Genomic DNA, 21901 nt, shown 5'->3' on the forward strand with positions numbered 1-21901 from the left:
GTGCGTCGGGCGTCACACTTGACCGTATTGCTGCCCGTGCCTGAGCCAGCGATCCAGCAACGGGCTGACATGTTCCGGCCAGCGTTCCATCAACGCTTGCGCCGCATCGCGCACGGCGGGGAGCAAATCGGCGTCGCGCATCAGGTCGGCCACCTTGAATTGCAGCAGGCCGGTCTGGCGAGTGCCGAGCATTTCGCCGGGGCCGCGCAGTTCGAGGTCTTTTTCGGCGATGACGAAACCGTCATTGGTTTCACGCATGATGCCCAGGCGCTGGCGACCGATCTGTGACAGCGGCGGGTGATAGAGCAGCACGCAATGGCTGGCCGCGCTGCCCCGGCCGACACGACCGCGCAACTGGTGCAACTGCGCCAGGCCCAGGCGCTCGGGGTTCTCGATGATCATCAGGCTGGCGTTGGGCACGTCCACGCCGACTTCGATCACCGTGGTGGCCACCAGCAATTGCAAGTTGCCTGCCTTGAACTCGGCCATGACCGCCGCCTTTTCCGCAGGCTTCATGCGACCGTGAATCAGCCCGACCTTGAGTTCACCGAGGGCGCTGGTGAGGTCTTCAAAGGTGGTTTCGGCCGCCTGGCAGGTCAGTTCTTCGGACTCCTCGATCAGCGTGCACACCCAATAAGCCTGGCGGCCTTCGGCACAGGCGCCGCGCACGCGCTCAATCACCTCGACACGCCGGGTGTCGGTTACCAGCACGGTATTGACCGGCGTACGGCCTGGCGGCAGCTCGTCGAGGATCGAAGTGTCGAGGTCGGCGTAGGCACTCATCGCCAGGGTCCGTGGGATCGGCGTGGCGGTCATGATCAGTTGATGCGGGTTCATGCGCCCGCCCACGCCTTTCTGGCGCAGGGCCAGGCGCTGTTGCACGCCGAAGCGGTGCTGTTCGTCGATGATCACCAGGGCAAGGCTCTTGAACTGCACTTCGTCCTGGAACAGCGCGTGGGTGCCCACCACCATCGGTGCGCCGCCGGCGATCTGTTCCAGCGCCGCCGCGCGCACCTTGCCCTTGAGCTTGCCGGCCAGCCACGCCACTTCCAGGCCCAGCGGTTCGAGCCAGCGTTTGAAGGTGATGAAGTGCTGCTCGGCAAGGATCTCGGTGGGCGCCATCAGCGCCACCTGGTAGCCGGCTTCCAGGGCTTGCAGGGCGGCGAGGGCGGCGACCACGGTTTTGCCCGCGCCGACGTCGCCCTGGATCAGCCGCAGCATCGGTTCGTTCTGGCTGAGGTCGTAGGCGATTTCATTGCCGACACGCTGCTGGGCGCCGGTGGGCGCAAAGCCCAGGTTGGCCAGGTATTGCGCAGGCAAGCGTGTGGCCTTGGGCATCGCCGGCGCACGCAGGGAACGCATGCTTTCGCGCAGGCGTTGCTGGGAAAGCTGGTGGGTCAGCAGTTCTTCAAAGGCCAGGCGGTGCTGGGCCCAGTGATGACCGAGTGCCAGTTCGTCGACATCGGCGTCGGCCGGTGGGTGATGCAGGTAGCGGATCGCATCGGCCAGCGGCGCCAATTGATAGTCGCGGGCCAGTTCCAGCGGCAGCCAGTCGGGCAGGCTTTTCGGGCCGAGCAGGGCCAGGGTCTGCATGCACAGTTGGCGCAGGCGTTGCTGGGTCAGGCCTTCGGTGAGCGGGTAGATGGGGGTAAGCGTGGTGTCGACCGGTGGCGGCTCATCGCCAGTGATGGCGCGGTATTCCGGGTGGTAGATCTCCAGGCCTGATGCGCCGGGCCGCGCTTCGCCGTAACAGCGCACGCGGGTGCCACGCTTGAGGCCCTCTTTCTGCGCGTTGCTGAAGTGGTAAAAGCGCAGGCTCAAGCCGCCGGTGCCGTCCTGCAGGCGCACCACCAGGCTGCGGCGCTTGCCCATCACCACATCGGCACCGCTGACGGTGCCTTCGACCACCGCGTCCTGCCCTGGGCGCAACTGGCCGATGGGCACCACGCGGGTTCGGTCCTGGTAGCGCAGGGGCAGGTGGAACAGCACGTCCTGGAGGTTCTCCAACCCGACCTTGGCTAGTTTCTCGGCCATGGCTTCACCGACACCCTTGAGTGCCGTCACCGACACCTGCGACAGCTCAGTCATACCGTGGCTCAGCTCGCAGCAGTCGGCTTGGCCACCGAGCAGAGTCGGATCGAGTCGGCCAGGATTTCAATCGCTTTGGGCCGTGGGAAGCTGGCGCGCCAGGCGATTGCCACGGTGCGAAATGGCACCGGTGGCGTCAGTGGGCGCACTTCGATCACGCCGGGGGCGTAGTGATGGCTGTCTACAGCCGACAACGGCAGGATCGATATGCCCAGGCCCGAAGCGACCATGTGACGAATGGTTTCCAGGGAGCTGGACTCCACCGTGGTGTGCTTGGCGCCGTCGTTGCCCTTGGTCAGGGTCGGGCAGGCTTCCAGCACCTGATCGCGGAAGCAGTGGCCTTCGCCGAGCAGCAGCAGGCTCTTGTCGTTGAGCAGGCCGGCATCGATGGTGGCTTTTTGCGTCCAGGGGTGGGAAGCGGGCATCAATACGTAGAATGGCTCGTCATAGAGCGGCAGGGTCAGTACGTCCGCCTCATTGAACGGCAGGGCGATGATGATCGCGTCCAGCTCGCCGTTGCGCAGTTTGTCGCGCAGCACGTGGGTGAAGTTTTCTTCGATATACAGCGGCATCTGCGGCGCGACGCGGTGCAGTTGCGGGATCAGGTGCGGGAACAGGTACGGCCCGACGGTGTAGATGGCGCCGACTTTCAGCGGCGCGGTCAGCTGGTTCTTGCCGGCCTGGGCCAGTTCGCGAATGCTTTGCGCTTGCTCCAGCACCTTCTGGGCCTGGGCCACGATGCCTTCGCCCACCGGAGTCAGGCGCACGGCGCTCTTGCTGCGCTCGAAAATCAGCACACCGAGTTCGTCTTCAAGTTTCTTCACGCCCACCGACAGCGTCGGCTGACTGACGTGGCAACGCTCGGCCGCGTGACCGAAGTGCTGCTCTTGGGCGAGGGTAACGATGTAGCGTAATTCTGTAAGAGTCATAGCGGGCGTCCATGAGGTGCGAGCCAAGCATACCGGCTGCAATCGATAGACGCACGTTATCAGAAGTTGGGTGGGGATTGAGCGGGGAATTCCGGGGATTTTACTGAAGCGATGTTGTGGGAGCTGGCTTGCCTGCGGTGCAGACACCTCGGTGTATCAGGCAGTTCGAGGTGATGCTATCGCAGGCAAGCCAGCTCCCACAGCGTCAGCGGCGACGCTTCTCGATGTTGTACACGAACGGTGCAACGATCTCGATGCTGCCGCCTTTGAGCATGTCGGCCGGAGGCTTGGGCAGCGGCTGGGCACGACGGATCATGTCCAGCGTGGCGCGGTCCAGGTCGGCGTTGCCGGAGCGGCCCACCAACTCGTAGGACAGCACGTTGCCGTCGGCATCCACCACGAACTTCAGGCGGTTCAGGCCTTCCTTCCCACGGGCCTGGGCACCTGGCGGGTACTTCTTGTACTTCTGCAAGTGCGCCAGCAGCGTGCCTTCCCAGGACGCCTTGGCGGCGATCTGCTGCGGCGACGGGCCAGGAACGGGCTGGGCCGATTTTTCAGCGGGCGCCTGGGTCGGTGGTGTTTCGCTCGGCGGGTCCTCGGACGGTTTCTCCTTGGGCGGCTCGATCTTTTTCTCCACAGGCTTGGGCGGCTGCGGTTTGGGCTTGGGCTTGACCGGCTTGGGCACCTGGATAGTCGGCTTGGGCGCCTCGGCCAGTTTCGGCAAGGGCAGCTCTTCCACCGGTGCAGGCGGTTGCGGCGGCGTCACGACTTTGGGCGGTGCCGGCGGCGGTGGTGCTGGCATCGGTGCCAGGTCGATGACCATGGCAGCCGGTGGCAACTGCACCGTGCGCGGCGCCGACCAGTGAAGCGCGATAGCGATCGCGACGGCATGCACGCCCAGCACGACGGCGAGGCTGGTGCCATAACGCGTCAGTTTGTGGCGCGTCGTGATCATTTCTTGGCTGCCGTCTCAAGTCCGACCAGGCCTACCTTGAGGTAGCCGGCTGCCCGCAGGGCATCCATCACGCTCATCAGGTCGCCGTAGTCCACGCCCTTGTCGGCCTGGAAGAAGATCGTCGTGTCTTTCTTGCCTTGGGTCTTGGCGTCCAGCACCGGGCCCAGGGTTTCAGCCTTGACTTCCTCTTCGCCCAGGAACAGGCGTTGATCCGCCTTGACGCTGAGGAAGATCGGTTTCTCCGGCCGCGGCGCCGGCTTGGCGCTGGACGCGGGCAGGTCGACCTTGATATCCACGGTCGCCAGCGGCGCCGCCACCATGAAGATGATCAGCAGCACCAGCATCACGTCGATAAACGGCGTGACGTTGATTTCGTGGTTCTCGACGAGTTCGTCGTCGCCTTGATTCAAATGCAGGCCCATGGCCGATTACCCCACTTTCACCATGTGCGGTTGCGAGCTGCGCTCGGTAGGCAGGTGATCGAGGTCGCGGCTGACCAGCAGCAGGACTTCTGCCGACGCGTCCGATACCTGGGCCTTGTAGCCGGCAATCGAACGGGCGAAGACGTTGTAGATCACCACCGCGGGAATCGCCGCAACCAGGCCCAAGGCTGTCGCCAGCAGGGCTTCGGCGATGCCTGGGGCAACGACGGCGAGGTTGGTGGTCTGGGTTTTGGCGATGCCGATGAAGCTGTTCATGATGCCCCACACGGTACCGAACAGGCCGACGAACGGCGCAGTTGAACCAATGGTCGCTAGCACGCCGGTGCCGCTGCTCATGTTACGACCGCAGGCCGCTACCAGGCGCTCCAGGCGGAAAGCAACACGTTCCTTGATGCCTTCTTTTTCGCGGGCGTTGGCCGACAGGCGCATCTCTTCGAGCGCATCGTGCACCAGGGTGTTGGCCAGGGTGCCTTTCTTGGTCGCGCTTTCGCTGGCTTCCTTGAGGGTGGTGGCTTTTTTCAGGTGGACGATTTCGTTACGCAGGCGGCGCTTGGCGCCCAGCAGCTCGAAGCCCTTGGCGATCCAGATGGTCCAGGTGATGATCGAGGCGATGGCCAGGCCGATCATGACGGCTTTTACCACTACGTCAGCGTTCTGATACATGCCCCATGGCGACAGGTCATGGGCCATGCCCAGTGTGTTGTCTTCTTCCAGCACTACGCCAGTGTCATCGGCGGCGGCAGGCGCAGCCGGTGCGGTAGCGGCCGGAGCAGCGGCAGGCGGGGCTGGAGCTGCATTCTGCTCGGCAGCAGCCGGCGCAGCAGGTGCCGTGGCATCCGCGAAGGCGGCGGTCGGTGCCAGCAAAACGCTGAACAGCAGCGCAGCAATCGCGCGCCAGGCGCGGGATGGGCTGTGAAGCTTGGTTGGCGAAGCGGGGTTTGTCATACGTGTCATGCTGGCCGGACCTGAGTAAAAAAATGAGTGATCGTCCTTCCAGACCCTGAGGGGTCGAGGACAAATGGGCGGTTATTATTGCAAGTAATTCTTGTTAACTAAAGTAATACAGTAACTTTATTTGTGCTTTTTATGGCCGCCGGTCTGCTGTGACCGCTAATCTAGACCTTTCAGTACGGAGTTTTGTGATGTCAGCGCCTTCTGTTGTGATTGCCGGTTGTGGCGATGTGGGTAGCCGGCTGGCTAGCCAATTGCTCGTCTCTGGATGGGAGGTTCATGGCCTGCGGCGTGATATTTCACGGCTGCCCGACGGGGTGATCGGCATTGCCGGCGACCTGTTCAGCAAGGATTGTCCCGACACCTGGCCCATCGGCGGGGTGGATTACCTGGTGTACTGCGCCGCCGCGACAGACCACGACGAGGCCGGCTATCGCGCGGCTTACGTCCAAGGGTTGAAACATGTGCTGGAATGGCTGGGCGACTATGGCCAGGAGCCGAAACACCTGTTGTTTGTGTCCAGCAGCAGCGTCTACGGGCAGCAGGATGGCGAATGGGTCGACGAGACGTCGCCGACTCAGGCGAAGGGTTATTCCGGGCAGGTGATGCTGGAGGCCGAGCAAGTGGCGCTCACTAGCGGCATCCCGGCCAGCATCGTGCGCCTGACCGGTATTTATGGGCCGGGCCGCGAATGGCTGCTGACTCAAGTGCGCCAAGGCTACCGTGTAGCAGTCGATCCACCTTTATATGGCAACCGGATTCATGCGGATGACGCGGCGGGTTTGCTGGCATTTTTGTTGCGGCATGTGGAAAAGGGCGGTTCGCTGGACAAGATCTACATCGGCGTCGACGATGCGCCCGCGCCGCTGGCAGAAGTGGTGGCGTGGTTGCGTGAGTATCTGGGCGTGACGCAGTGGTCCGAGGACGCCAGTGTGCGGCGGGCCGGCAGTAAACAGTGCAGTAATGCGCGCATCAAGGCGTTGGGCTGGACACCAACCTATCCGACGTATCGTGAAGGCTACGCCGCCATTCTCAAAGGCTGAAACGCGGTTAAAACTGTGGGAGCGGGCTTGCTCGCGAATGCGGTGTATCAGCAACAAATTCAGTAACAGACACTCCGCTTTCGCGAGCAAGCCCGCTCCCACACTAGCCCGCTCCCACATTTGGATCTGTGTTTGGCTGGTTATTGCTTTTCAAGCAGCCATTGGCGGGGGCCTGGGGTGAACTGAGGCACCTCATCCGTCTGCGCCGTATTGATCGCCTGGAAGATTTCCAGCTGCTTGCCCTTGCGCGTGAAAATCCAAGGGTTGCCCTGGCCATTCAGTTGCAGCCAGATGCTGTCATAGCCGCCGCTCATGGAGGCGCAATCGCCCGCCAGGCATAAGGAATACCGATCAACCCTGGGCAGGCCGACCACTTTGCCGTCGGCCTGGAACTGCACGATGGCGCCGTTGCCAAAGCCGTCGGTGATCTTCCAGTCGCCGCCCATGTATGCCGCATACAGCGCCCGCTCGAAGTTGGCACCCAATGGCGCGCCTTCCGGGGCCGGGTCTTTGGGGCGGGCAAACAGCTGCTGCGGCTCGTTGTCGTTGGCCACTTGCAGCAGTTGTTTGCCTTTGCGCTTGAGTTCGGTGGCGGAGCTGCCGTAGAAATCTACGCTCCAGGCGCCGGATTTTTCACCCAACAACTTGCCTTCCGCTACTTCAAAGCCGTTGTAGTAGCGCGCCTGCGAGGCCTTAGTATTGACCTCCCATTCGAGGTTCGGGCCATAGCTCTGCAGGGCTTCGCGCAAAGGGCCGCCCTTGGCTGCCGCATCGATGGCGACCTGGTTGATCCAGGTGCCGCTCACATCCAGGTTGGCAGGGTTGCTGGCGCAGCCGCCGAGCAACAGGGCGAGCATGGATGAGGCTACAAGCGCTTTGCGCATCATGAAATCCTTTTAAAACGAAGTCGGCGCAACCTTTGGGGGCTGCGCCGGGTGTTTTACTCGATGACCAGAATCGCGTCCATCTCAACCTGTGCGCCCTTTGGCAGGGCAGCAACGCCGATGGCGGCGCGGGCCGGGTACGGCTGTTCGAAGTACTTGCCCATGATCTCGTTGACCTTGGCGAAGTGACTCAGGTCGGTGAGGAAGATGTTCAGCTTGACGATGTCTTTGAACGAACCGCCGGCGGCTTCGGCAACCGACTTGAGGTTTTCGAAGACCTGGACGGTCTGTGCTTCAAAGCCTTCAACCAGTTCCATGGTCTTTGGGTCCAGCGGGATCTGGCCGGACATGTAGACGGTGTTGCCCGCCTTGATCGCCTGGGAGTAAGTGCCGATGGCGGCCGGGGCTTTGTCGCTGGTGATAACGGTCTTGGTCATTTATGACTCCTTGTAAGAGGTGATGACGTATTTGAAGGGCTATGCCCGCATGCGAGTGATGCGGATCACACCGGTCAAGGCGCGTAGCTTCTTGATCACGCGGGCCAGGTGCACGCGGTCGTGCACACTGACCACCAATTGGACCACGCTGATGCGACCATCGCGCTCGTCCATGCTGATTTTCTCGATATTGCCGTCGGCCGCGTTGACGCTGCTGGCGAGCAGGGCGATCAGGCCGCGCTGGTGCTCGAGCTCCACCCGCAGCTCGACGTTGAATTCGCCGGTGACATCCTTGGCCCATGAAAGCTGGATGCATTTTTCCGGGTTGTGACGGATTTCGGTGATGTTGCGGCAGTTGTCCAGGTGCACGACCATGCCCTTGCCGGCGGACAGGTGGCCGACAATCGGGTCGCCCGGGATTGGCGTGCAACATTTGGCGTAGCTGAGTACCAGGCCCTCGGTACCGCGAATCGCCAGGGGACCTTCCGGGCTTGGCAACTGTTCGCCTTCGCCCAACAGGCGGCGGGCGACCACGTAGGCCATGCGGTTGCCCAGGCCGATGTCTTCCAGCAGATCTTCGATGGTTTCCTGGCGATACTCGTGGAGCATCGCCTGCACGCGCTCCGTGGGAATCTTGTCCAGGGCACTGTCGAAACCATTGAGCACTTTATTGAGCAAGCGTTCGCCGAGGCTGATGGACTCGGAACGGCGCTGCAATTTCAGGGCGTGACGGATGTGCGTGCGCGCCTTGCCGGTGACCACGAAGTTGAGCCAGGCCGGGTTGGGGCGCGCGCCCGGAGCGCTGACGATCTCGACCGTGGAGCCGCTCTGCAGCGGTTCGGACAGCGGTGCGAGACGACGATTGATCCGACAGGCAATGCAGCTGTTGCCCACGTCGGTATGCACCGCGTAGGCAAAGTCGACCGCCGTGGAGCCCTTGGGCAGCTCCATGATCCGGCCCTTGGGCGTGAATACGTAGACCTCGTCCGGGAACAGGTCGATCTTCACGCTTTCGATGAATTCGAGGGAGTTGCCCGCACGTTGCTGCATTTCCAGCACGCCCTTGACCCACTGGCGGGCGCGGGCATGGGTGCCCTTGGGCTGCTCGTCGCCGCTGGATTTGTACAGCCAATGGGCGGCGATGCCATTGTTGGCCATCTCTTCCATTTCCTGGGTGCGGATCTGGATCTCGATCGGCACGCCATGCATACCGAACAGCGTGGTATGCAGCGACTGATAGCCGTTGGCCTTGGGAATGGCTATGTAATCCTTAAAGCGCCCAGGCAAGGGTTTGTACAAATTATGTACAGCGCCTAGCACGCGGTAGCAGGTGTCGACCTTGTCGACGATGATCCGGAACGCGTACACGTCCATGATTTCGTTGAAGGCCCGACGCTTGCCGCGCATCTTCTTGTAGATGCCGTAGATGTGCTTCTGCCGGCCGCTGACTTCGCCCTCGATCTCGTCGATCGCCAGGCAATGGCTCAGCGACTCTTCAATCTTGTTGACGATTTCCTTGCGATTGCCCCGGGCGCGCTTGACCGCCTGGTAGATGCGCGCCGAACGCATCGGGTGCATGGCCTTGAAGCCGAGGTCTTCGAATTCGATACGAATGGCGTGCATGCCCAGCCGGTTGGCGATGGGCGCGTAGATTTCCAGGGTTTCCTTGGCGATGCGCCGGCGCTTTTCGCCGGAGAGCACTTCCAGCGTGCGCATGTTGTGCAGCCGGTCGGCGAGCTTGACCAGGATCACGCGAATATCGCGCGCCATGGCCATGGCCATTTTCTGGAAATTTTCCGCCTGGGCCTCGGCCTTGGTCTCGAAGTTCATCTGGGTCAGTTTGCTGACCCCGTCGACCAGTTCGGCCACGGTTTCGCCAAATTGCGCGCTGAGCGCTTCCTTGGCGATGCCGGTGTCTTCGATCACGTCATGCAGCATCGCGGCCATCAGGCTCTGATGGTCCATGTGCATGTCGGCAAGAATGTTTGCCACCGCAAGAGGATGGGTGACATACGCCTCGCCACTGCGGCGGCGTTGGCCGTCGTGGGCTTGTTCGGCGTAGAAATACGCTCGGCGGACCAGGTTGACCTGGTCTGGGCCGAGGTAGGCCGATAAGCGATCGGCGAGGGCGTCTATGCTCGGCAAAGGATGAACTCCTGCCGTTGGCTGTGACCCCGCGCCGTGCTACGTCGACCAGGCATAGGCTTAGACGGCCTCGTTGGACTCGTCCTCGAACGCTGCAAACAGCGGTTCGTCTTCAACGATTTCAGCGTTGGCGATGAACTCGTAGCTCATCAGGCCTTCGGCGATTTCACGCAGGGCCACAACGGTAGGCTTGTCGTTTTCCCACTGGACCAGGGGCTCTTTGCCGCCAGTGGCCAGTTGACGGGCACGCTTGGTAGAGAGCATGACCAGCTCAAAGCGGTTATCCACGTGTTCTAGGCAGTCTTCAACGGTTACGCGGGCCATGGTATTCCTCGGAGCGAATGCAAGATGCGCGCTGCCCGGTTGGGCGAGCGGACTGAGCAGTTTAAAAAAACACCAGCGTTAAGGGAAGCGCTGATTTTGCGCGGGCCCTGGCAAAAGCGCTGCAAGTGCCAATGTAAAGCGCTTGCAGCGGTTTTGGGAAGAGCCAATCAGCCGAGCAGTTCGGCCAATAATTTGCCGAAACGCTGCTGCTGGCGCTTCTGCTGAAGCTGGTTGGCGCGGAAAATCGCCTTCAAATCATCCAGTGCGTGGGCAAAGTCGTCATTGATGATCAGGTAGTCGTAGTCGACGTAGTGGCTCATTTCGCTGACGGCTTCGCGCATACGGCCTTCGATGATCTCGTCACTGTCCTGGCCACGGTTGGTCAGGCGCTGGTGCAAGGCTTCCAGGGAGGGCGGAAGGATGAAGATCGAGCGCGCCTTGGGCATTAATTGGCGCACTTGCTCGGCGCCCTGCCAGTCGATTTCCAGGATCAGGTCGTGGCCTTCATCCAGGGTCTGCTGCAGGTGGCTTTGCGACGTCCCATAAAGGTTGCCGAACACTTCGGCGCGTTCGAGGAAGTCACCGTGCTCGATCATCTTGACGAACTCGGTGCGCTCGACGAAGTGGTAGTGCACGCCGTCCACCTCACCCGGACGCATGGCGCGGGTGGTGTGGGAGACCGAGATGCGGATCTGCTCGTCAGCGTCGGTGAGGGCCTTGACCAGGCTGCTCTTGCCCGCGCCCGAAGGGGCGGAAATGATGTAAAGGGTGCCGGTGCTATGGGTCATGGAGGTTGCCTTACTCAATATTCTGTACTTGTTCGCGCATCTGCTCGATCAACACTTTGAGGTTGACCGCCGCCGTGGTGCTGCGCGGATCGAACGCTTTGGAGCCGAGTGTATTGGCTTCGCGGTTGAGTTCCTGCATCAGGAAGTCCAGGCGCCGACCGGCGGCACCGCCCGACTTGAGCACGCGGCGCACTTCAAGGATGTGCGTGCTCAGGCGGTCGAGCTCTTCGGCGACGTCGCTCTTCTGTGCCAGCAGCACCATTTCCTGTTCCAGGCGCGTGGGGTCGAGGTCGGCTTTCATGTCGGTGAAGCGGTCGAGCACCTTCTGACGCTGGGTGGCGAGCATCTGCGGCACCAGCTCGCGCAGGGTGACCACGTCTTCTTCAATGGAGCTCAGGCGCTCGCTGATCAGGCGCGCCAGTTCGGCGCCTTCGCGCTCGCGGCCGGCCTTGAGTTCCTTCAAGCCCTGGTTGAACAAGGCGAGGGCTTGCGCATTGAGGGCCTGCGGGTCGGTGGCGTCGGCCACCAGCACGCCAGGCCAGGCCAGCACTTCCAACGGGTTGAGCGCGGCAGGCTGTTTGATGAGCCCGGCGATGGTCTCGGCGGCGGCGACCAGTTGCGCCGCACGGTCGCGATCGACCTGCAGCGGCTTGCCGGTGGTTTCTTCGGTAAAGCGCAGGGTGCACTCCAGTTTGCCCCGAGAGATGCCCTGGCGCAGCGCTTCACGCACGGCGCCTTCAAGGTCGCGGAACGACTCCGGCAGGCGCAGATGCGGCTCCAGGTAGCGGCTGTTGACCGAGCGCAATTCCCAGCTCAGGGTGCCTTGTACGCCGGCTTTTTCGACGCGGGCGAAGGCGGTCATGCTGTGCACCATGGAGGTACCTCGCGTTGCAGTCCCGTTAATCACGGGCTGATGGTTAAGAAGGCGCGCGATTGTAGCGCAGTGGGGCGAGCACGCCCAAACGCGAGCATTCGTAACCGAATTTTTTAGCAGTGCCCCGAATCGGTCCACGGCTCTATAATGCTCGGCAGTTTTTCGTCCTCAGTACAGGTGTCTCCCTATGAAACGTCCAAGTGGTCGCGCTGCCGATCAGCTCCGCTCGATCCGCATCACCCGCAACTACACCAAACACGCCGAGGGGTCTGTACTGGTCGAGTTTGGCGATACCAAGGTGATCTGCACCGTCAGCGTCGAAAACGGCGTCCCACGCTTCCTCAAAGGCCAGGGCCAGGGTTGGCTGACCGCTGAATACGGCATGCTGCCGCGCGCCACCGGGGAGCGTAACCAGCGTGAAGCCAGCCGTGGCAAGCAAGGCGGCCGCACCCTGGAAATCCAGCGCCTGATCGGCCGCTCCCTGCGCGCGGCACTGGACATGTCAAAGCTGGGCGACGTGACCCTGTATGTCGACTGCGACGTGATCCAGGCCGACGGCGGCACCCGCACCGCGTCCATCACCGGTGCCATGGTGGCCCTGGTTGACGCGCTCAAGGTGATCAAGAAGCGCGGCGGCCTCAAGGGTGGTGACCCGCTCAAGCAAATGATTGCCGCCGTCTCGGTGGGCATGTACCAGGGCGAGCCCGTGCTGGACCTGGATTACCTGGAAGACTCGGCCGCCGAGACCGACCTGAACGTGGTCATGACCAGCACCGGTGGCTTCATCGAAGTGCAGGGCACCGCCGAAGGCGCGCCGTTCCAGCCGGCCGAGCTCAACGCCATGCTCGCCCTGGCCCAGAAAGGCATGACCGAAATCTTCGCACTGCAGAACGCCGCTCTGGCTGACTGAGCCCCACCCAAGGAGAAACGCCATGAATGACAGCCAGATGCCGGTGCCTACGCCTTCCTACGAAGTGCGCCAGGGGGCGATGTTGTGCCATCTCGCGGCGTTCCTGGGGTTTGTGTTCCCCTTCGGCAGTGTCGTCGGCCCGCTGATCCTGTGGCAGATGAAAAAGGAAGTGGATCCGTTCATTGATGATCAGGGCAAGGAAGCCTTGAATTTCCAGCTCACCGTGGCCATGGCCTGGATCGTCTGCATAGTGCTGGCCTTCGCGGTGATTGGGTTCTTCCTGATGACTGCCCTGGCAATCGCGAGCGTGGTGCTGACGATCATCGGTGCGATCAAGGCCAACAAGGGGATTGCCTATCGCTATCCCTTGACTTGGCGTCTGGTCAAATAACGAGCACCCACAAAAAAACCGACAGCGATGTCGGTTTTTTTGTGCCTGGAAAAAGACCTCAGATGGTCAGTGTCCAGTCGTAGTCCACGATCAGCGGCGCGTGCTGCGAGAAGCGCGGCTGGCGCGGCAGGCGTGCGCTGCGAACGAACCGGCGCAGACCGGGGGTCAGCAACTGGTAGTCGAAACGCCAGCCCAGGTTGAGCATCTCCGCCTGTTCGTTGTCCGGCCACCAGCTGTACTGGTCGCCTTCGCGGCTGACTTCGCGCAGGGCATCCACATAACCCATGTTGCCGACAATCTCGTCCATCCAGGCCCGTTCAGGCGCCAGGAAACCCGGGGATTGCTGGCTGTCGCGCCAGTTCTTGATATCCAGCTTCTGTTGCGCCACGTACAGCGAGCCACAATAAATGTACTCGCGACGTTTGCGTCGCTGTTTATCCAGGTAACGGGCGAAATCGTCCATTAGCTTGAACTTCTGGTTCAAGTCTTCATCGCCGTTCTGCCCCGAAGGAAGCAGCAAGGTCGCGATGCTGACCTTGTCGAAATCGGCTTGCAGGTAGCGCCCGTAGCGGTCGGCTGTCTCGAAGCCGAGGCCGCTGATGACCGCCTTGGGTTGCAACCGCGAATACAAAGCCACGCCACCTTGGGCGGGTACTTCGGCATCGCAGGCATAAAGGAAGTAGCCATCCAGTTGGAAGGCTGGGTCGTCCAGTTCAAAGGCGGAGGCGCGGGTATCCTGCAGGCAGATGACGTCGGCATTCTGGGCTTGCAGCCAACTGAGCAAACCACGCTCGACTGCAGCCTGAATACCATTAACGTTCACACTGATGATCCGCATAAATGGCCCCAAAAATCGCGTGCGTGTATGATACACGCCGTCCACCTAATTAGCTAAATCCGTGGTATCTGAGGCTTTTTTCATGCAGGCGTATCAACGCGATTTCATTCGTTTCGCCATCGATCGCGGGGTTTTGCGCTTCGGTGAGTTCACCCTCAAGTCCGGGCGCACCAGCCCGTACTTCTTCAATGCAGGCTTGTTCAACTCGGGTTCGGCCCTGGCTCAGCTGGGTCGTTTCTACGCGGCCGCCATTGTTGAAAGCGGTATTTCCTTCGATGTTCTGTTCGGCCCGGCCTACAAGGGTATTCCCCTTGCCGCCGCGACTGCCGTGGCCCTGGCCGAGCACCACGGGAAGGACCTGCCGTGGTGCTTCAACCGCAAGGAAGCCAAGGCCCATGGCGAAGGCGGCAGCCTGGTGGGCGCGCCGCTCACTGGCGACGTGCTGATCATCGACGACGTGATCACCGCCGGCACCGCCATCCGCGAAGTGATGCAGATCATCGCCTCCCAGGACGGTGCCAAGGCCGCCGGTGTGCTGATCGCCCTGAACCGCCAGGAGCGCGGCAATGGTGAGTTGTCGGCCATCCAGGAAGTGGAGCGCGATTTCGGCATTCCGGTGGTGAGCATTGTCTCGCTGAACCAGGTGCTGCAGTTCCTGGAAGACGATCCACAGCTCAAGCCGCACTTGCCGGCTGTGCGTGCGTACCGCGAGCAATTCGGCGTCTGATACAACAACTTTTGCAGGAGTGGGCTTGTGTGGGAGCGGGCTTGCTCGCGAAGGCTTCCATTCAGTGATATATGCGCTAACTGACACTCCGCTTTCGCGAGCAAGCCCGCTCCCACAGGGGATCTCCACTTTTCTGAAAAAATCAGCGTACACAAAAAAGCCCCGCTCAATTCGATTGAGCGGGGCTTTTCGATTGCAGCGTTTAAGGACGCTTGCGGTTACTGATCAGCGTGCCCATGCCGGTATCCGTGAAGATTTCCAGCAGTACCGCATTCGGTACCCGGCCGTCGATGATCAGCGAGCTGCCGACGCCGCCTTGCACCGCTTCGAGCGCGCAACGGATCTTCGGCAGCATGCCGCCGTAGATGGTGCCGTCGGCGATCAGATCGTCCACCTGTTGAGTGGTCAAGCCCGTCAGTACCTTGCCTTCCTTGTCCATCAGGCCGGCGATGTTGGTCAGCAACATCAGCTTTTCAGCTTTCAGTGCCTCGGCCACTTTGCCCGCCACCAGGTCGGCGTTGATGTTGTAGGACTCGCCGTTGGCGCCCACGCCGATCGGCGCGATCACCGGGATGAAGTCGCCCTTGACCAGCAGGTTCAGCAGGTCGGTGTTGATGCCGATCACTTCACCCACTTGGCCGATGTCAATGATTTCCGGCTGTGTCATCTCCGGCGTCTGGCGGGTCACGGTCATTTTTTTCGCGCGAATCAGCTCGGCGTCTTTACCGGTCAGGCCGATGGCGCTGCCGCCGTGGCGGTTGATCAGGTTGACGATGTCCTTGTTGACCTGGCCGCCGAGCACCATCTCCACCACATCCATGGTCTGCGCGTCGGTGACGCGCATGCCATCGATGAAATGACTCTCGATCGACAATCGCTTGAGCAAGTCGCCGATTTGCGGGCCGCCGCCATGCACGACGACCGGGTTGATCCCCACGGCTTTCATCATCACGATGTCGCGTGCGAAGCCGGTTTTCAGCTCCTCGCTTTCCATGGCATTGCCGCCGTACTTGATCACCAGCGTCTTGCCGACGTAGCGTCGAATGTAAGGCAACGCTTCGGACAGGACCTTGGCGGTGTTGGCAGCGGCTTCGCGTTCGAGGGTCATTCAGGGCTCCGGTAGAAAATCAGAACGGTAATTGGAGATCAGGGGCAACACGTTTCAACTGGGCGTGGAACACGTCCTTGATGCGCTGCAACTCGGCCTCGGTATCCGCCTCGAAACGCAGGACCAGCACCGGCGTGGTGTTGGACGCGCGAACCAGGCCCCAGCCTTTGGCGTAATCGACTCGCACACCATCAATGGAAGTCAGCTCGGCGCCTTCGCCCCATTGCGCATCGTGCAGTGCGTCAATGATGCTGAATTTGCTCTCTTCGGTCACATGGATATTGATCTCTGGCGTGGAAATATCGTTCGGGAAGGTCTGGAACAGCTCCTCGCACGTCGATTTTTCCTTGCTGAGGATCTCCAGCAGGCGCGCGGCGCTGTAAATACCGTCATCAAAGCCGAACCAGCGCTCCTTGAAGAACACGTGGCCGCTCATTTCACCGGCCAACAGCGCGCCGGTTTCCTTCATTTTCTTTTTGATCAACGAGTGACCGGTCTTCCACATCAGCGGGCGACCGCCATATTCCTTGATCAGCGGCGTCAGGCGGCGGGTGCATTTCACGTCGAAGATGATTTCGGCGTTGGGGTTGCGCGCCACCACGTCGCGGGCAAACAGCATCAGCAGGCGGTCCGGGAACACGATTTCGCCGGTTTCGGTCACCACGCCCACGCGGTCGCCGTCGCCATCGAAGGCCAGGCCCACATCAGCCCCGGTTTCCTTGACCTTGGCGATCAGGTCCACCAGGTTTTCAGGTTTGCCCGGGTCCGGGTGGTGGTTGGGGAAATTGCCGTCGACGTCGCAGAACAAGGGGATCACTTCGCAGTTCAGGGCCTCAAGCAACTGCGGGGCGATTACACCGGCCGCCCCGTTGCCGCAATCGACCACCACCTTGAGGCGGCGCGCGAGTTTGACGTCGCGGGTGATTTCGTCAGAGTAGCGCTGCAGGATGTCGACTTTGGTGACGCTGCCCTGGCCGCTGGTCAGGTCGTTGGTTTTGAGGCGCGTGTGCAGGGCCTGGATCTGTTCATTGGCCAGGGTGTCGCCCGCGATGACGATCTTGAAACCGTTGTAGTCCGACGGGTTATGGCTGCCGGTGAGCATCACCCCGGATTTGCCGGCCAGTACGTTGGCGGCGTAGTACAGCGCCGGGGTAGGCACCAGGCCCACGTCGCTGACGTGGCAGCCGCTGTCGGCCAGGCCCTGGATCAGTTGTTCCACCAGCTCGGGGCCGGAAAGGCGACCGTCACGGCCGACCGAGACGTTGGGCTCGCCCTGGGCCAGGCTCTGGGAGCCGATGGCGCGGCCAATCCAGTAGGCGGTTTCGGCGGTCAGCGTCTTGGGCACCACGCCACGAATGTCATAGGCGCGAAAGATGCTGTCGGGGAATGTCGGGGCTACTCGGGCTGCGGTACTCATCGCGGGGGGAAACTCCATCTGAAGGGGGCAAGGCTGGCCTTAATGACTGACCGGCAGGCTCAAACTGAAGGGTATGACGGTGTTTTCGGCAGAGAGTTCGTGGTGCAAAAATGCCATCGGAGCACGGGCTCCTTCTTGATGATTGCGTAACGCTTTGATTTTTAACGGAAAATATCACTGATAAAATCCACGCATTCTTCGTCCTGAAACGCCCGGAGGTGGCGTAAGGCCGGACTACGTCGTCCGGCCTGACTCAGCTCAGTCAGTGGCTGCCGGAATGCCCGAAACCGCCGGCGCCGCGTTGGGTTTCATCGAATTCCTGCACCAATTCGAAGCGCGCCTGCACCACCGGCACCAGCACCAACTGGGCGATGCGTTCACCCACGGCGATGTTGAACGCGGTCTGGCCACGGTTCCAACACGACACCATCAGCTCGCCCTGGTAGTCCGAGTCGATCAGGCCCACCAGGTTGCCCAGCACGATGCCGTGCTTATGGCCCAGGCCGGAGCGCGGCAAAATCAGCGCCGCGAGGCCAGGGTCGCCCACGTAGATCGACAGGCCGGTCGGAATCAGCAGGGTCTGGCCCGGCTCAAGGATGGTGTCTGCCTTGAGCATGGCGCGCAGGTCGAGGCCGGCGGAGCCTGGAGTGGCGTAGGCGGGCAGCGGGAATTCGGTACCGATGCGGGGGTCGAGGATCTTGGCTTGCAAAGCGTGCATGGAGATTAAACCTGGTTCAGCCGTTGGGCGATAAAAGAGATCAGTTGGCGGGCAATCTTGCCTTTGCTGGTCTGGGCGAAAAGGGTGGCGTGCAGCTCGCGGTCGATCACGCTGCAGGCGTTTTCCTCGCTGTTGAAGCCGATGCTCGGGTTGGCGACATCATTGGCAACGATCAGGTCGAGGTTTTTGTCTTTCAATTTGCGTGCCGCGTAGTCCAGCAAATGCTCGGTCTCGGCAGCGAAACCGACACTGAACGGACGGTCCGGACGCGTGGCGATGGTGGCCAGGATGTCCGGGTTGCGCACCATTTGCAGGAGCAGGCCGTCACCGCTTGTAGGGTCTTTCTTGAGTTTGTGCGGGGCGACAACTTCAGGTCGGTAGTCCGCAACCGCTGCCGAGGCGATAAAGAGGTCGCACGGAATGGCCGCCTCACAGGCCGCCAGCATGTCGCGGGCGCTGACTACGTCGATTCGCGTAACCCGGTCCGGGGTCGGCAAATGCACCGGGCCGGTGATCAGGGTCACGCGTGCGCCTGCCTCGACCGCCGCTTCGGCCAGGGCGAAGCCCATTTTCCCTGAGCTATGGTTGGTGATGTAGCGCACCGGGTCGATGTTCTCTTGGGTCGGGCCCGCCGTGATCAGCACGTGCTTGCCGGTCAGGGCCAGGTGCTGGAAGCATTCGGCGGCGCACAGCGCCAGGTCGGTGGCTTCGAGCATGCGGCCCATGCCGACATCGCCGCAGGCCTGGCTGCCGGACGCCGGGCCGAACACCTTCAGGCCACGACTTTGCAGCAGTTGCGTGTTGGCCTGGGTGGCCGGATCGCGCCACATGGCCTGGTTCATGGCCGGGGCAATGGCGACGGTGGCGTCGGTGGCGAGTACCAGGGTGGTCAGCAGATCGTCGGCGATGCCCTGGGCCAGGCGCGCGATCAGGTCGGCGGTGGCCGGGGCGATCAGCACCAGGTCGGCCCATTTGGCCAGTTCGATATGGCCCATCGCGGCTTCGGCTGCCGGGTCCAGCAGGTCCAGGTGAACCGGATGCCCGGACAAGGCCTGCATGGTCAGTGGCGTGATGAACTCACTGCCGCCGCGAGTCATGACCACGCGCACCTCGGCGCCGTGGTCGAGGAGCCTGCGGACCAGCTCTGCGCTCTTGTAGGCGGCAATGCCGCCGCCAACGCCGAGAACGATGCGTTTCCGATACAGACGCTGCATTGGTTTGCCTTTCCAGTTCAGTGATGCCGGTTCAGTGACGCCTGCGATGCCCCCTCCCCAGGGGAAATCACATGCAAAAAAGAGGGCCTACGATAACACAGCGTCCGTGAGGCAACAGCGCTGCACGTGGCGCATAGGGAGAGGGAGTCAGGATGAGTATTCGCGATTGGCCGGTGGCAGAGCGGCCGCGAGAGAAACTTTTGGAGTGGGGAGCGGCAAGTCTGTCGGATGCCGAGTTGCTGGCGATTTTCCTGCGCACGGGGGTTTCTGGCAGGAGCGCGGTGGACCTGGCGCGTCACCTGTTGGCGCAATTTGGCGGTTTACGCCCGCTGCTGGAGGCCAGCCAGACGCTGTTCAGCCAGCAATTGGGGCTGGGGCCGGCGAAGTTTGCCCAGTTGCAGGCGGTGCTGGAAATGTCCCGACGCCATATGGCCGAACGCCTGCGCACCGATTCGGTGTTGGAAAGCCCGGTGGCTGTGCGCGATTATCTCAAGGCATTGCTGCGCCATGAACCCCACGAGATCTTCGGTTGCCTGTTTCTTGATTCAAAGCATCGGGTGCTGGGTTTCGAGGCGTTGTCCCAAGGCACCATCGACGCCGCCGTGGTCTACCCTCGACAGGTGGTCAAGCGTGCCCTGGCGTATAACGCCGCGGCGTTGATCCTGTGCCACAACCATCCTTCCGGCAGCGCCGAGCCCAGTGCAGCTGATCGAAAATTGACCAAGGTGCTGCAGAAGGCCCTGGAAGTGGTGGATGTGCGGGTGCTGGATCACATTATCGTCGGGGATGGCGACCCGTTGTCGATGGCGGAATATGGCTGGATGTAGGCCCGCCCCGAAGGCGGGCCTGGTGCTCAGGGCTTGACGCTGACTTTCGAAAAGTCCTGGCGCCCGAACGGGCTCACCTGATAGCCCTGGACACTCTTGCGCGCCAGGGCAAACGCCGTTGGGTGTGCCAACGGCAGCCACAGCGCCTGCTGCTGGATCTGTGCCTGGGCCTGTTGATACAGCTTGCTGCGCACCCCTTGCTCGCTGGTGGTCTTGCCGGCGCTGATCAGCTTGTCCAGGGCCGGGTCGCAGTAACGGGCAAAGTTGGTGCCGGACTTCACCGCCGCGCACGAGAATTGCGGGGTGAGGAAGTTATCCGGGTCGCCGTTATCGCCGGCCCAGCCCATGAACAGCAGGTCGTGTTCGCCGGCCTTGGCGCGGCGGATAAGCTCGCCCCATTCGATCACGCGAATCTCGGCCTGGATGCCGACCTTGGCCAGGTCAGCCTGCAGCAGCTGTGCGCCCAGGTTCGGGTTGGGGTTCAGCAAGCTGCCGGTGGGACGGGTCCAGATAGTGGTCTTGAATCCCTCTTTGAAGCCGGCACGGTCGAGCAGTGCCTTGGCCTTGGCGATGTCCTGTGGGTAACCCGGCAGGTCCTTGGCGTAGCTCCAGGTGTTGGGCGGGAACGGCCCGTTGGCCGCTTCGGCAGTCCCTTCGAATACGGCCTTGAGGTAGCTGCCTTTGTCGAAGGCCAGGTTGATTGCCTGGCGCACTTCGGGCTTGTCCAGGGGCGGGTGCTGGCTGTTGATGGCCACGAAGGCCGTCATGAACGCGGCGGTTTTTTCCACCTTGAGCGCCGGGTCCTTTTCGGCCGCGCCCACATCCAGCGGCTTGGGCGACAGGGCGATCTGGCATTCGTTGCGGTGCAACTTCTGCAGGCGCACGTTGGCATCCGGAGTGATGGCGAAGATCAAGTTATCCACAGCCGGTTTGCCAGCGAAATAGTCCGGGTTGGCCTTGTAGCGCACCACGGCATCTTTCTGGAAACGGCTGAAAATGAACGGCCCGGTGCCGATCGGCTGGCTGTTGAGCTTCTCCGGCGTGCCGGCCTTGAGCAGCTTATCGGCATATTCCGCCGGATAGATCGAGGCAAAGCCCATGCTCAGGGCCGCGAGGAAGGTAGAGTCGGCGTGATCCAGGGTGAAACGCACGGTCAGCGGGTCGAGGGCGTCTATTTTCTTGACCAGGGTGGGCAGCTGCAGGGACTGGGCGTGAGGGAAACCGCTCTGGGCGATTTTGTGCCACGGGTTGGCGGGGTCGAGCATGCGTTCGAAGCTGAAGCGCACGTCTTCGGCGGTGAGGGTACGGCTTGGCGTGAAGTAGTCGGTGCGGTGGAATTTCACATCCGCGTGCAGCTTGAAGGTATAGGTCAGGCCATCCGGCGAGACTTCCCAGCTGTCGGCCAGGCTTGGCACCAGCTTGCCGCTGGCTGCGTCATAGTCCACCAGGCGATTCATCAGCACATCGGCGGAGGCGTTGGTGGTGGTCAGCGAGTTGTATTGCACCACATCGAACCCTTCCGGGCTGGCCTCGGTGCAAACGCTCAGGTTGGTGGCCGCAAACGCCGCCGGAGCGATAAATAGAGGGGCAAGCAAGAGCGGTAGGGCAGCGAGGCGCATATTCGGTTTCCTTTGCAGATCGAAGGCCCATCTGCGAGTGCAGTCTGGAAAAGTCCTACCGTAGTGGTCTGATTGCTAAATGACTAGCCCATTTTTGCCTGTGCTTTTGCCTCAAATGCTGTTTTGATGGCGCCTCAGCGCGTTTGGTCGCGCACTTCACCGTGCACGCAGGCGCTGTAAATCATTCTGTGCGACGAGCGGTCGGCTGCGACAGCGGCCCCTCCTGGCAACGGCTCAGGCGTCTATCGCCAAGATTTACGCCAGTAAAAAC

General features: G+C 61.8%; 21 protein-coding genes and 1 pseudogene. 5 read left to right on the plus strand and 17 right to left on the minus strand.

Going from position 1 to position 21901, the window contains the following annotated elements:
* Window positions 1–12: 12 nt before the first annotated feature.
* The 5 genes from recG to exbB all read right to left on the minus strand — a co-directional run bounded on the left by recG (window position 13) and on the right by exbB (window position 5369).
* Window positions 13–2088, minus strand: a complete 2076-nt coding sequence (gene recG / locus H0Z09_RS01190) for an ATP-dependent DNA helicase RecG (protein ID WP_186686331.1) — start codon at window positions 2086–2088, stop codon at window positions 13–15.
* 8 nt (window positions 2089–2096) lie between these two features.
* Window positions 2097–3017 carry a hydrogen peroxide-inducible genes activator gene (locus tag H0Z09_RS01195; protein WP_076952049.1) on the minus strand — a complete coding sequence of 307 codons (921 nt, stop codon included), beginning with the start codon at window positions 3015–3017 and terminating at the stop codon, window positions 2097–2099.
* Window positions 3018–3222: 205 nt separating this feature from the next.
* Window positions 3223–3972 carry an energy transducer TonB gene (locus H0Z09_RS01200; protein ID WP_076952048.1) on the minus strand — a complete coding sequence of 250 codons (750 nt, stop codon included), beginning with the start codon at window positions 3970–3972 and terminating at the stop codon, window positions 3223–3225.
* The gene (exbD, locus tag H0Z09_RS01205) at window positions 3969–4394 is read right to left on the minus strand and encodes a TonB system transport protein ExbD (RefSeq protein ID WP_003195519.1); all 426 of its coding nucleotides are present in this window, start codon (window positions 4392–4394) and stop codon (window positions 3969–3971) included. The genes H0Z09_RS01200 and exbD overlap by 4 nt, the downstream gene beginning before the upstream one ends.
* A gap of 6 nt (window positions 4395–4400) precedes the next feature.
* Window positions 4401–5369: a tonB-system energizer ExbB gene (gene exbB, locus H0Z09_RS01210; RefSeq protein ID WP_186686334.1), complete on the minus strand. Its 969-nt coding sequence runs from the start codon at window positions 5367–5369 to the stop codon at window positions 4401–4403.
* Between the two features lie 188 nt (window positions 5370–5557).
* Between exbB and H0Z09_RS01215 the strand changes: the two genes are divergently transcribed.
* A complete protein-coding gene (locus H0Z09_RS01215) occupies window positions 5558–6409 on the plus strand; it encodes an SDR family oxidoreductase (RefSeq protein WP_186686337.1) in 852 nt (283 codons plus the stop codon).
* 140 nt (window positions 6410–6549) lie between these two features.
* On the opposite strand, the gene H0Z09_RS01220 is transcribed toward H0Z09_RS01215, so the two are convergent.
* The 6 genes from H0Z09_RS01220 to H0Z09_RS01245 all read right to left on the minus strand — a co-directional run bounded on the left by H0Z09_RS01220 (window position 6550) and on the right by H0Z09_RS01245 (window position 11861).
* A complete protein-coding gene (locus H0Z09_RS01220) occupies window positions 6550–7293 on the minus strand; it encodes a hypothetical protein (protein ID WP_186686340.1) in 744 nt (247 codons plus the stop codon).
* A 56-nt stretch (window positions 7294–7349) separates the two neighbouring features.
* Window positions 7350–7730 carry a RidA family protein gene (locus H0Z09_RS01225; protein ID WP_003176922.1) on the minus strand — a complete coding sequence of 127 codons (381 nt, stop codon included), beginning with the start codon at window positions 7728–7730 and terminating at the stop codon, window positions 7350–7352.
* 39 nt (window positions 7731–7769) lie between these two features.
* Complete coding sequence (gene spoT, locus H0Z09_RS01230) at window positions 7770–9875, minus strand: bifunctional GTP diphosphokinase/guanosine-3',5'-bis pyrophosphate 3'-pyrophosphohydrolase (protein WP_169376356.1); 2106 nt, start codon at window positions 9873–9875, stop codon at window positions 7770–7772.
* Window positions 9876–9935: 60 nt separating this feature from the next.
* Complete coding sequence (gene rpoZ, locus H0Z09_RS01235) at window positions 9936–10199, minus strand: DNA-directed RNA polymerase subunit omega (RefSeq protein ID WP_003176920.1); 264 nt, start codon at window positions 10197–10199, stop codon at window positions 9936–9938.
* Between the two features lie 167 nt (window positions 10200–10366).
* A complete protein-coding gene (gene gmk / locus H0Z09_RS01240) occupies window positions 10367–10987 on the minus strand; it encodes a guanylate kinase (protein WP_103734154.1) in 621 nt (206 codons plus the stop codon).
* Window positions 10988–10997: 10 nt separating this feature from the next.
* Window positions 10998–11861: a YicC/YloC family endoribonuclease gene (locus H0Z09_RS01245; protein WP_186686343.1), complete on the minus strand. Its 864-nt coding sequence runs from the start codon at window positions 11859–11861 to the stop codon at window positions 10998–11000.
* Window positions 11862–12048: 187 nt separating this feature from the next.
* Here H0Z09_RS01245 and rph point away from each other — a divergent pair, with 187 nt between their 5' ends.
* Both rph and H0Z09_RS01255 read left to right on the plus strand, forming a co-directional pair.
* Window positions 12049–12771, plus strand: a complete 723-nt coding sequence (gene rph, locus H0Z09_RS01250; protein ID WP_003176917.1) for a ribonuclease PH — start codon at window positions 12049–12051, stop codon at window positions 12769–12771.
* Between the two features lie 22 nt (window positions 12772–12793).
* Entirely contained in the window at window positions 12794–13162 is a 369-nt protein-coding gene (locus tag H0Z09_RS01255) for a DUF4870 domain-containing protein (protein ID WP_186686345.1), read from the plus strand.
* Window positions 13163–13220: 58 nt separating this feature from the next.
* Here H0Z09_RS01255 and H0Z09_RS01260 read toward each other — a convergent pair whose 3' ends face one another.
* A complete protein-coding gene (locus H0Z09_RS01260; RefSeq protein ID WP_003176915.1) occupies window positions 13221–14000 on the minus strand; it encodes an exodeoxyribonuclease III in 780 nt (259 codons plus the stop codon).
* Window positions 14001–14082: 82 nt separating this feature from the next.
* Here H0Z09_RS01260 and pyrE point away from each other — a divergent pair, with 82 nt between their 5' ends.
* Window positions 14083–14727 carry an orotate phosphoribosyltransferase gene (pyrE, locus tag H0Z09_RS01265; RefSeq protein WP_186686347.1) on the plus strand — a complete coding sequence of 215 codons (645 nt, stop codon included), beginning with the start codon at window positions 14083–14085 and terminating at the stop codon, window positions 14725–14727.
* 202 nt (window positions 14728–14929) lie between these two features.
* On the opposite strand, the gene argB is transcribed toward pyrE, so the two are convergent.
* The 4 genes and pseudogenes from argB to coaBC all read right to left on the minus strand — a co-directional run bounded on the left by argB (window position 14930) and on the right by coaBC (window position 19184).
* Window positions 14930–15835: an acetylglutamate kinase gene (gene argB / locus H0Z09_RS01270; RefSeq protein ID WP_076952040.1), complete on the minus strand. Its 906-nt coding sequence runs from the start codon at window positions 15833–15835 to the stop codon at window positions 14930–14932.
* A 19-nt stretch (window positions 15836–15854) separates the two neighbouring features.
* Window positions 15855–17276: pseudogene (locus H0Z09_RS01275) on the minus strand (phosphomannomutase/phosphoglucomutase); the annotation flags it as partial.
* Between the two features lie 238 nt (window positions 17277–17514).
* Entirely contained in the window at window positions 17515–17970 is a 456-nt protein-coding gene (dut, locus tag H0Z09_RS01280) for a dUTP diphosphatase (protein ID WP_186686351.1), read from the minus strand.
* A gap of 5 nt (window positions 17971–17975) precedes the next feature.
* Window positions 17976–19184, minus strand: a complete 1209-nt coding sequence (gene coaBC / locus H0Z09_RS01285) for a bifunctional phosphopantothenoylcysteine decarboxylase/phosphopantothenate--cysteine ligase CoaBC (RefSeq protein ID WP_076952037.1) — start codon at window positions 19182–19184, stop codon at window positions 17976–17978.
* Between the two features lie 152 nt (window positions 19185–19336).
* On the opposite strand from coaBC, the gene radC reads away from it, so the two are divergent.
* On the plus strand, window positions 19337–20011 hold the full coding sequence (radC, locus tag H0Z09_RS01290) for a DNA repair protein RadC (protein WP_076952036.1): 675 nt from the start codon (window positions 19337–19339) through the stop codon (window positions 20009–20011).
* 26 nt (window positions 20012–20037) lie between these two features.
* Here radC and H0Z09_RS01295 read toward each other — a convergent pair whose 3' ends face one another.
* Window positions 20038–21630 carry an ABC transporter substrate-binding protein gene (locus tag H0Z09_RS01295; RefSeq protein ID WP_186686353.1) on the minus strand — a complete coding sequence of 531 codons (1593 nt, stop codon included), beginning with the start codon at window positions 21628–21630 and terminating at the stop codon, window positions 20038–20040.
* Window positions 21631–21901: the final 271 nt, after the last annotated feature.

The organism is Pseudomonas sp. SWRI18, from assembly GCF_014268345.1.
GTDB lineage: Bacteria > Pseudomonadota > Gammaproteobacteria > Pseudomonadales > Pseudomonadaceae > Aquipseudomonas > Aquipseudomonas cedrina.

Coding starts and splice junctions, on each gene's coding strand:
- recG (WP_186686331.1), bottom strand. CDS start 2,088: ATGACTGAGCTGTCGCAGGTGTCGGTGACGGCACTCAAGGGTGTCGGT.
- H0Z09_RS01195 (WP_076952049.1), bottom strand. CDS start 3,017: ATGACTCTTACAGAATTACGCTACATCGTTACCCTCGCCCAAGAGCAG.
- H0Z09_RS01200 (WP_076952048.1), bottom strand. CDS start 3,972: ATGATCACGACGCGCCACAAACTGACGCGTTATGGCACCAGCCTCGCC.
- exbD (WP_003195519.1), bottom strand. CDS start 4,394: ATGGGCCTGCATTTGAATCAAGGCGACGACGAACTCGTCGAGAACCAC.
- exbB (WP_186686334.1), bottom strand. CDS start 5,369: ATGACACGTATGACAAACCCCGCTTCGCCAACCAAGCTTCACAGCCCA.
- H0Z09_RS01215 (WP_186686337.1), top strand. CDS start 5,558: ATGTCAGCGCCTTCTGTTGTGATTGCCGGTTGTGGCGATGTGGGTAGC.
- H0Z09_RS01220 (WP_186686340.1), bottom strand. CDS start 7,293: ATGCGCAAAGCGCTTGTAGCCTCATCCATGCTCGCCCTGTTGCTCGGC.
- H0Z09_RS01225 (WP_003176922.1), bottom strand. CDS start 7,730: ATGACCAAGACCGTTATCACCAGCGACAAAGCCCCGGCCGCCATCGGC.
- rpoZ (WP_003176920.1), bottom strand. CDS start 10,199: ATGGCCCGCGTAACCGTTGAAGACTGCCTAGAACACGTGGATAACCGC.
- gmk (WP_103734154.1), bottom strand. CDS start 10,987: ATGACCCATAGCACCGGCACCCTTTACATCATTTCCGCCCCTTCGGGC.
- H0Z09_RS01245 (WP_186686343.1), bottom strand. CDS start 11,861: ATGGTGCACAGCATGACCGCCTTCGCCCGCGTCGAAAAAGCCGGCGTA.
- rph (WP_003176917.1), top strand. CDS start 12,049: ATGAAACGTCCAAGTGGTCGCGCTGCCGATCAGCTCCGCTCGATCCGC.
- H0Z09_RS01255 (WP_186686345.1), top strand. CDS start 12,794: ATGAATGACAGCCAGATGCCGGTGCCTACGCCTTCCTACGAAGTGCGC.
- H0Z09_RS01260 (WP_003176915.1), bottom strand. CDS start 14,000: ATGCGGATCATCAGTGTGAACGTTAATGGTATTCAGGCTGCAGTCGAG.
- pyrE (WP_186686347.1), top strand. CDS start 14,083: ATGCAGGCGTATCAACGCGATTTCATTCGTTTCGCCATCGATCGCGGG.
- argB (WP_076952040.1), bottom strand. CDS start 15,835: ATGACCCTCGAACGCGAAGCCGCTGCCAACACCGCCAAGGTCCTGTCC.
- dut (WP_186686351.1), bottom strand. CDS start 17,970: ATGCACGCTTTGCAAGCCAAGATCCTCGACCCCCGCATCGGTACCGAA.
- coaBC (WP_076952037.1), bottom strand. CDS start 19,184: ATGCAGCGTCTGTATCGGAAACGCATCGTTCTCGGCGTTGGCGGCGGC.
- radC (WP_076952036.1), top strand. CDS start 19,337: ATGAGTATTCGCGATTGGCCGGTGGCAGAGCGGCCGCGAGAGAAACTT.
- H0Z09_RS01295 (WP_186686353.1), bottom strand. CDS start 21,630: ATGCGCCTCGCTGCCCTACCGCTCTTGCTTGCCCCTCTATTTATCGCT.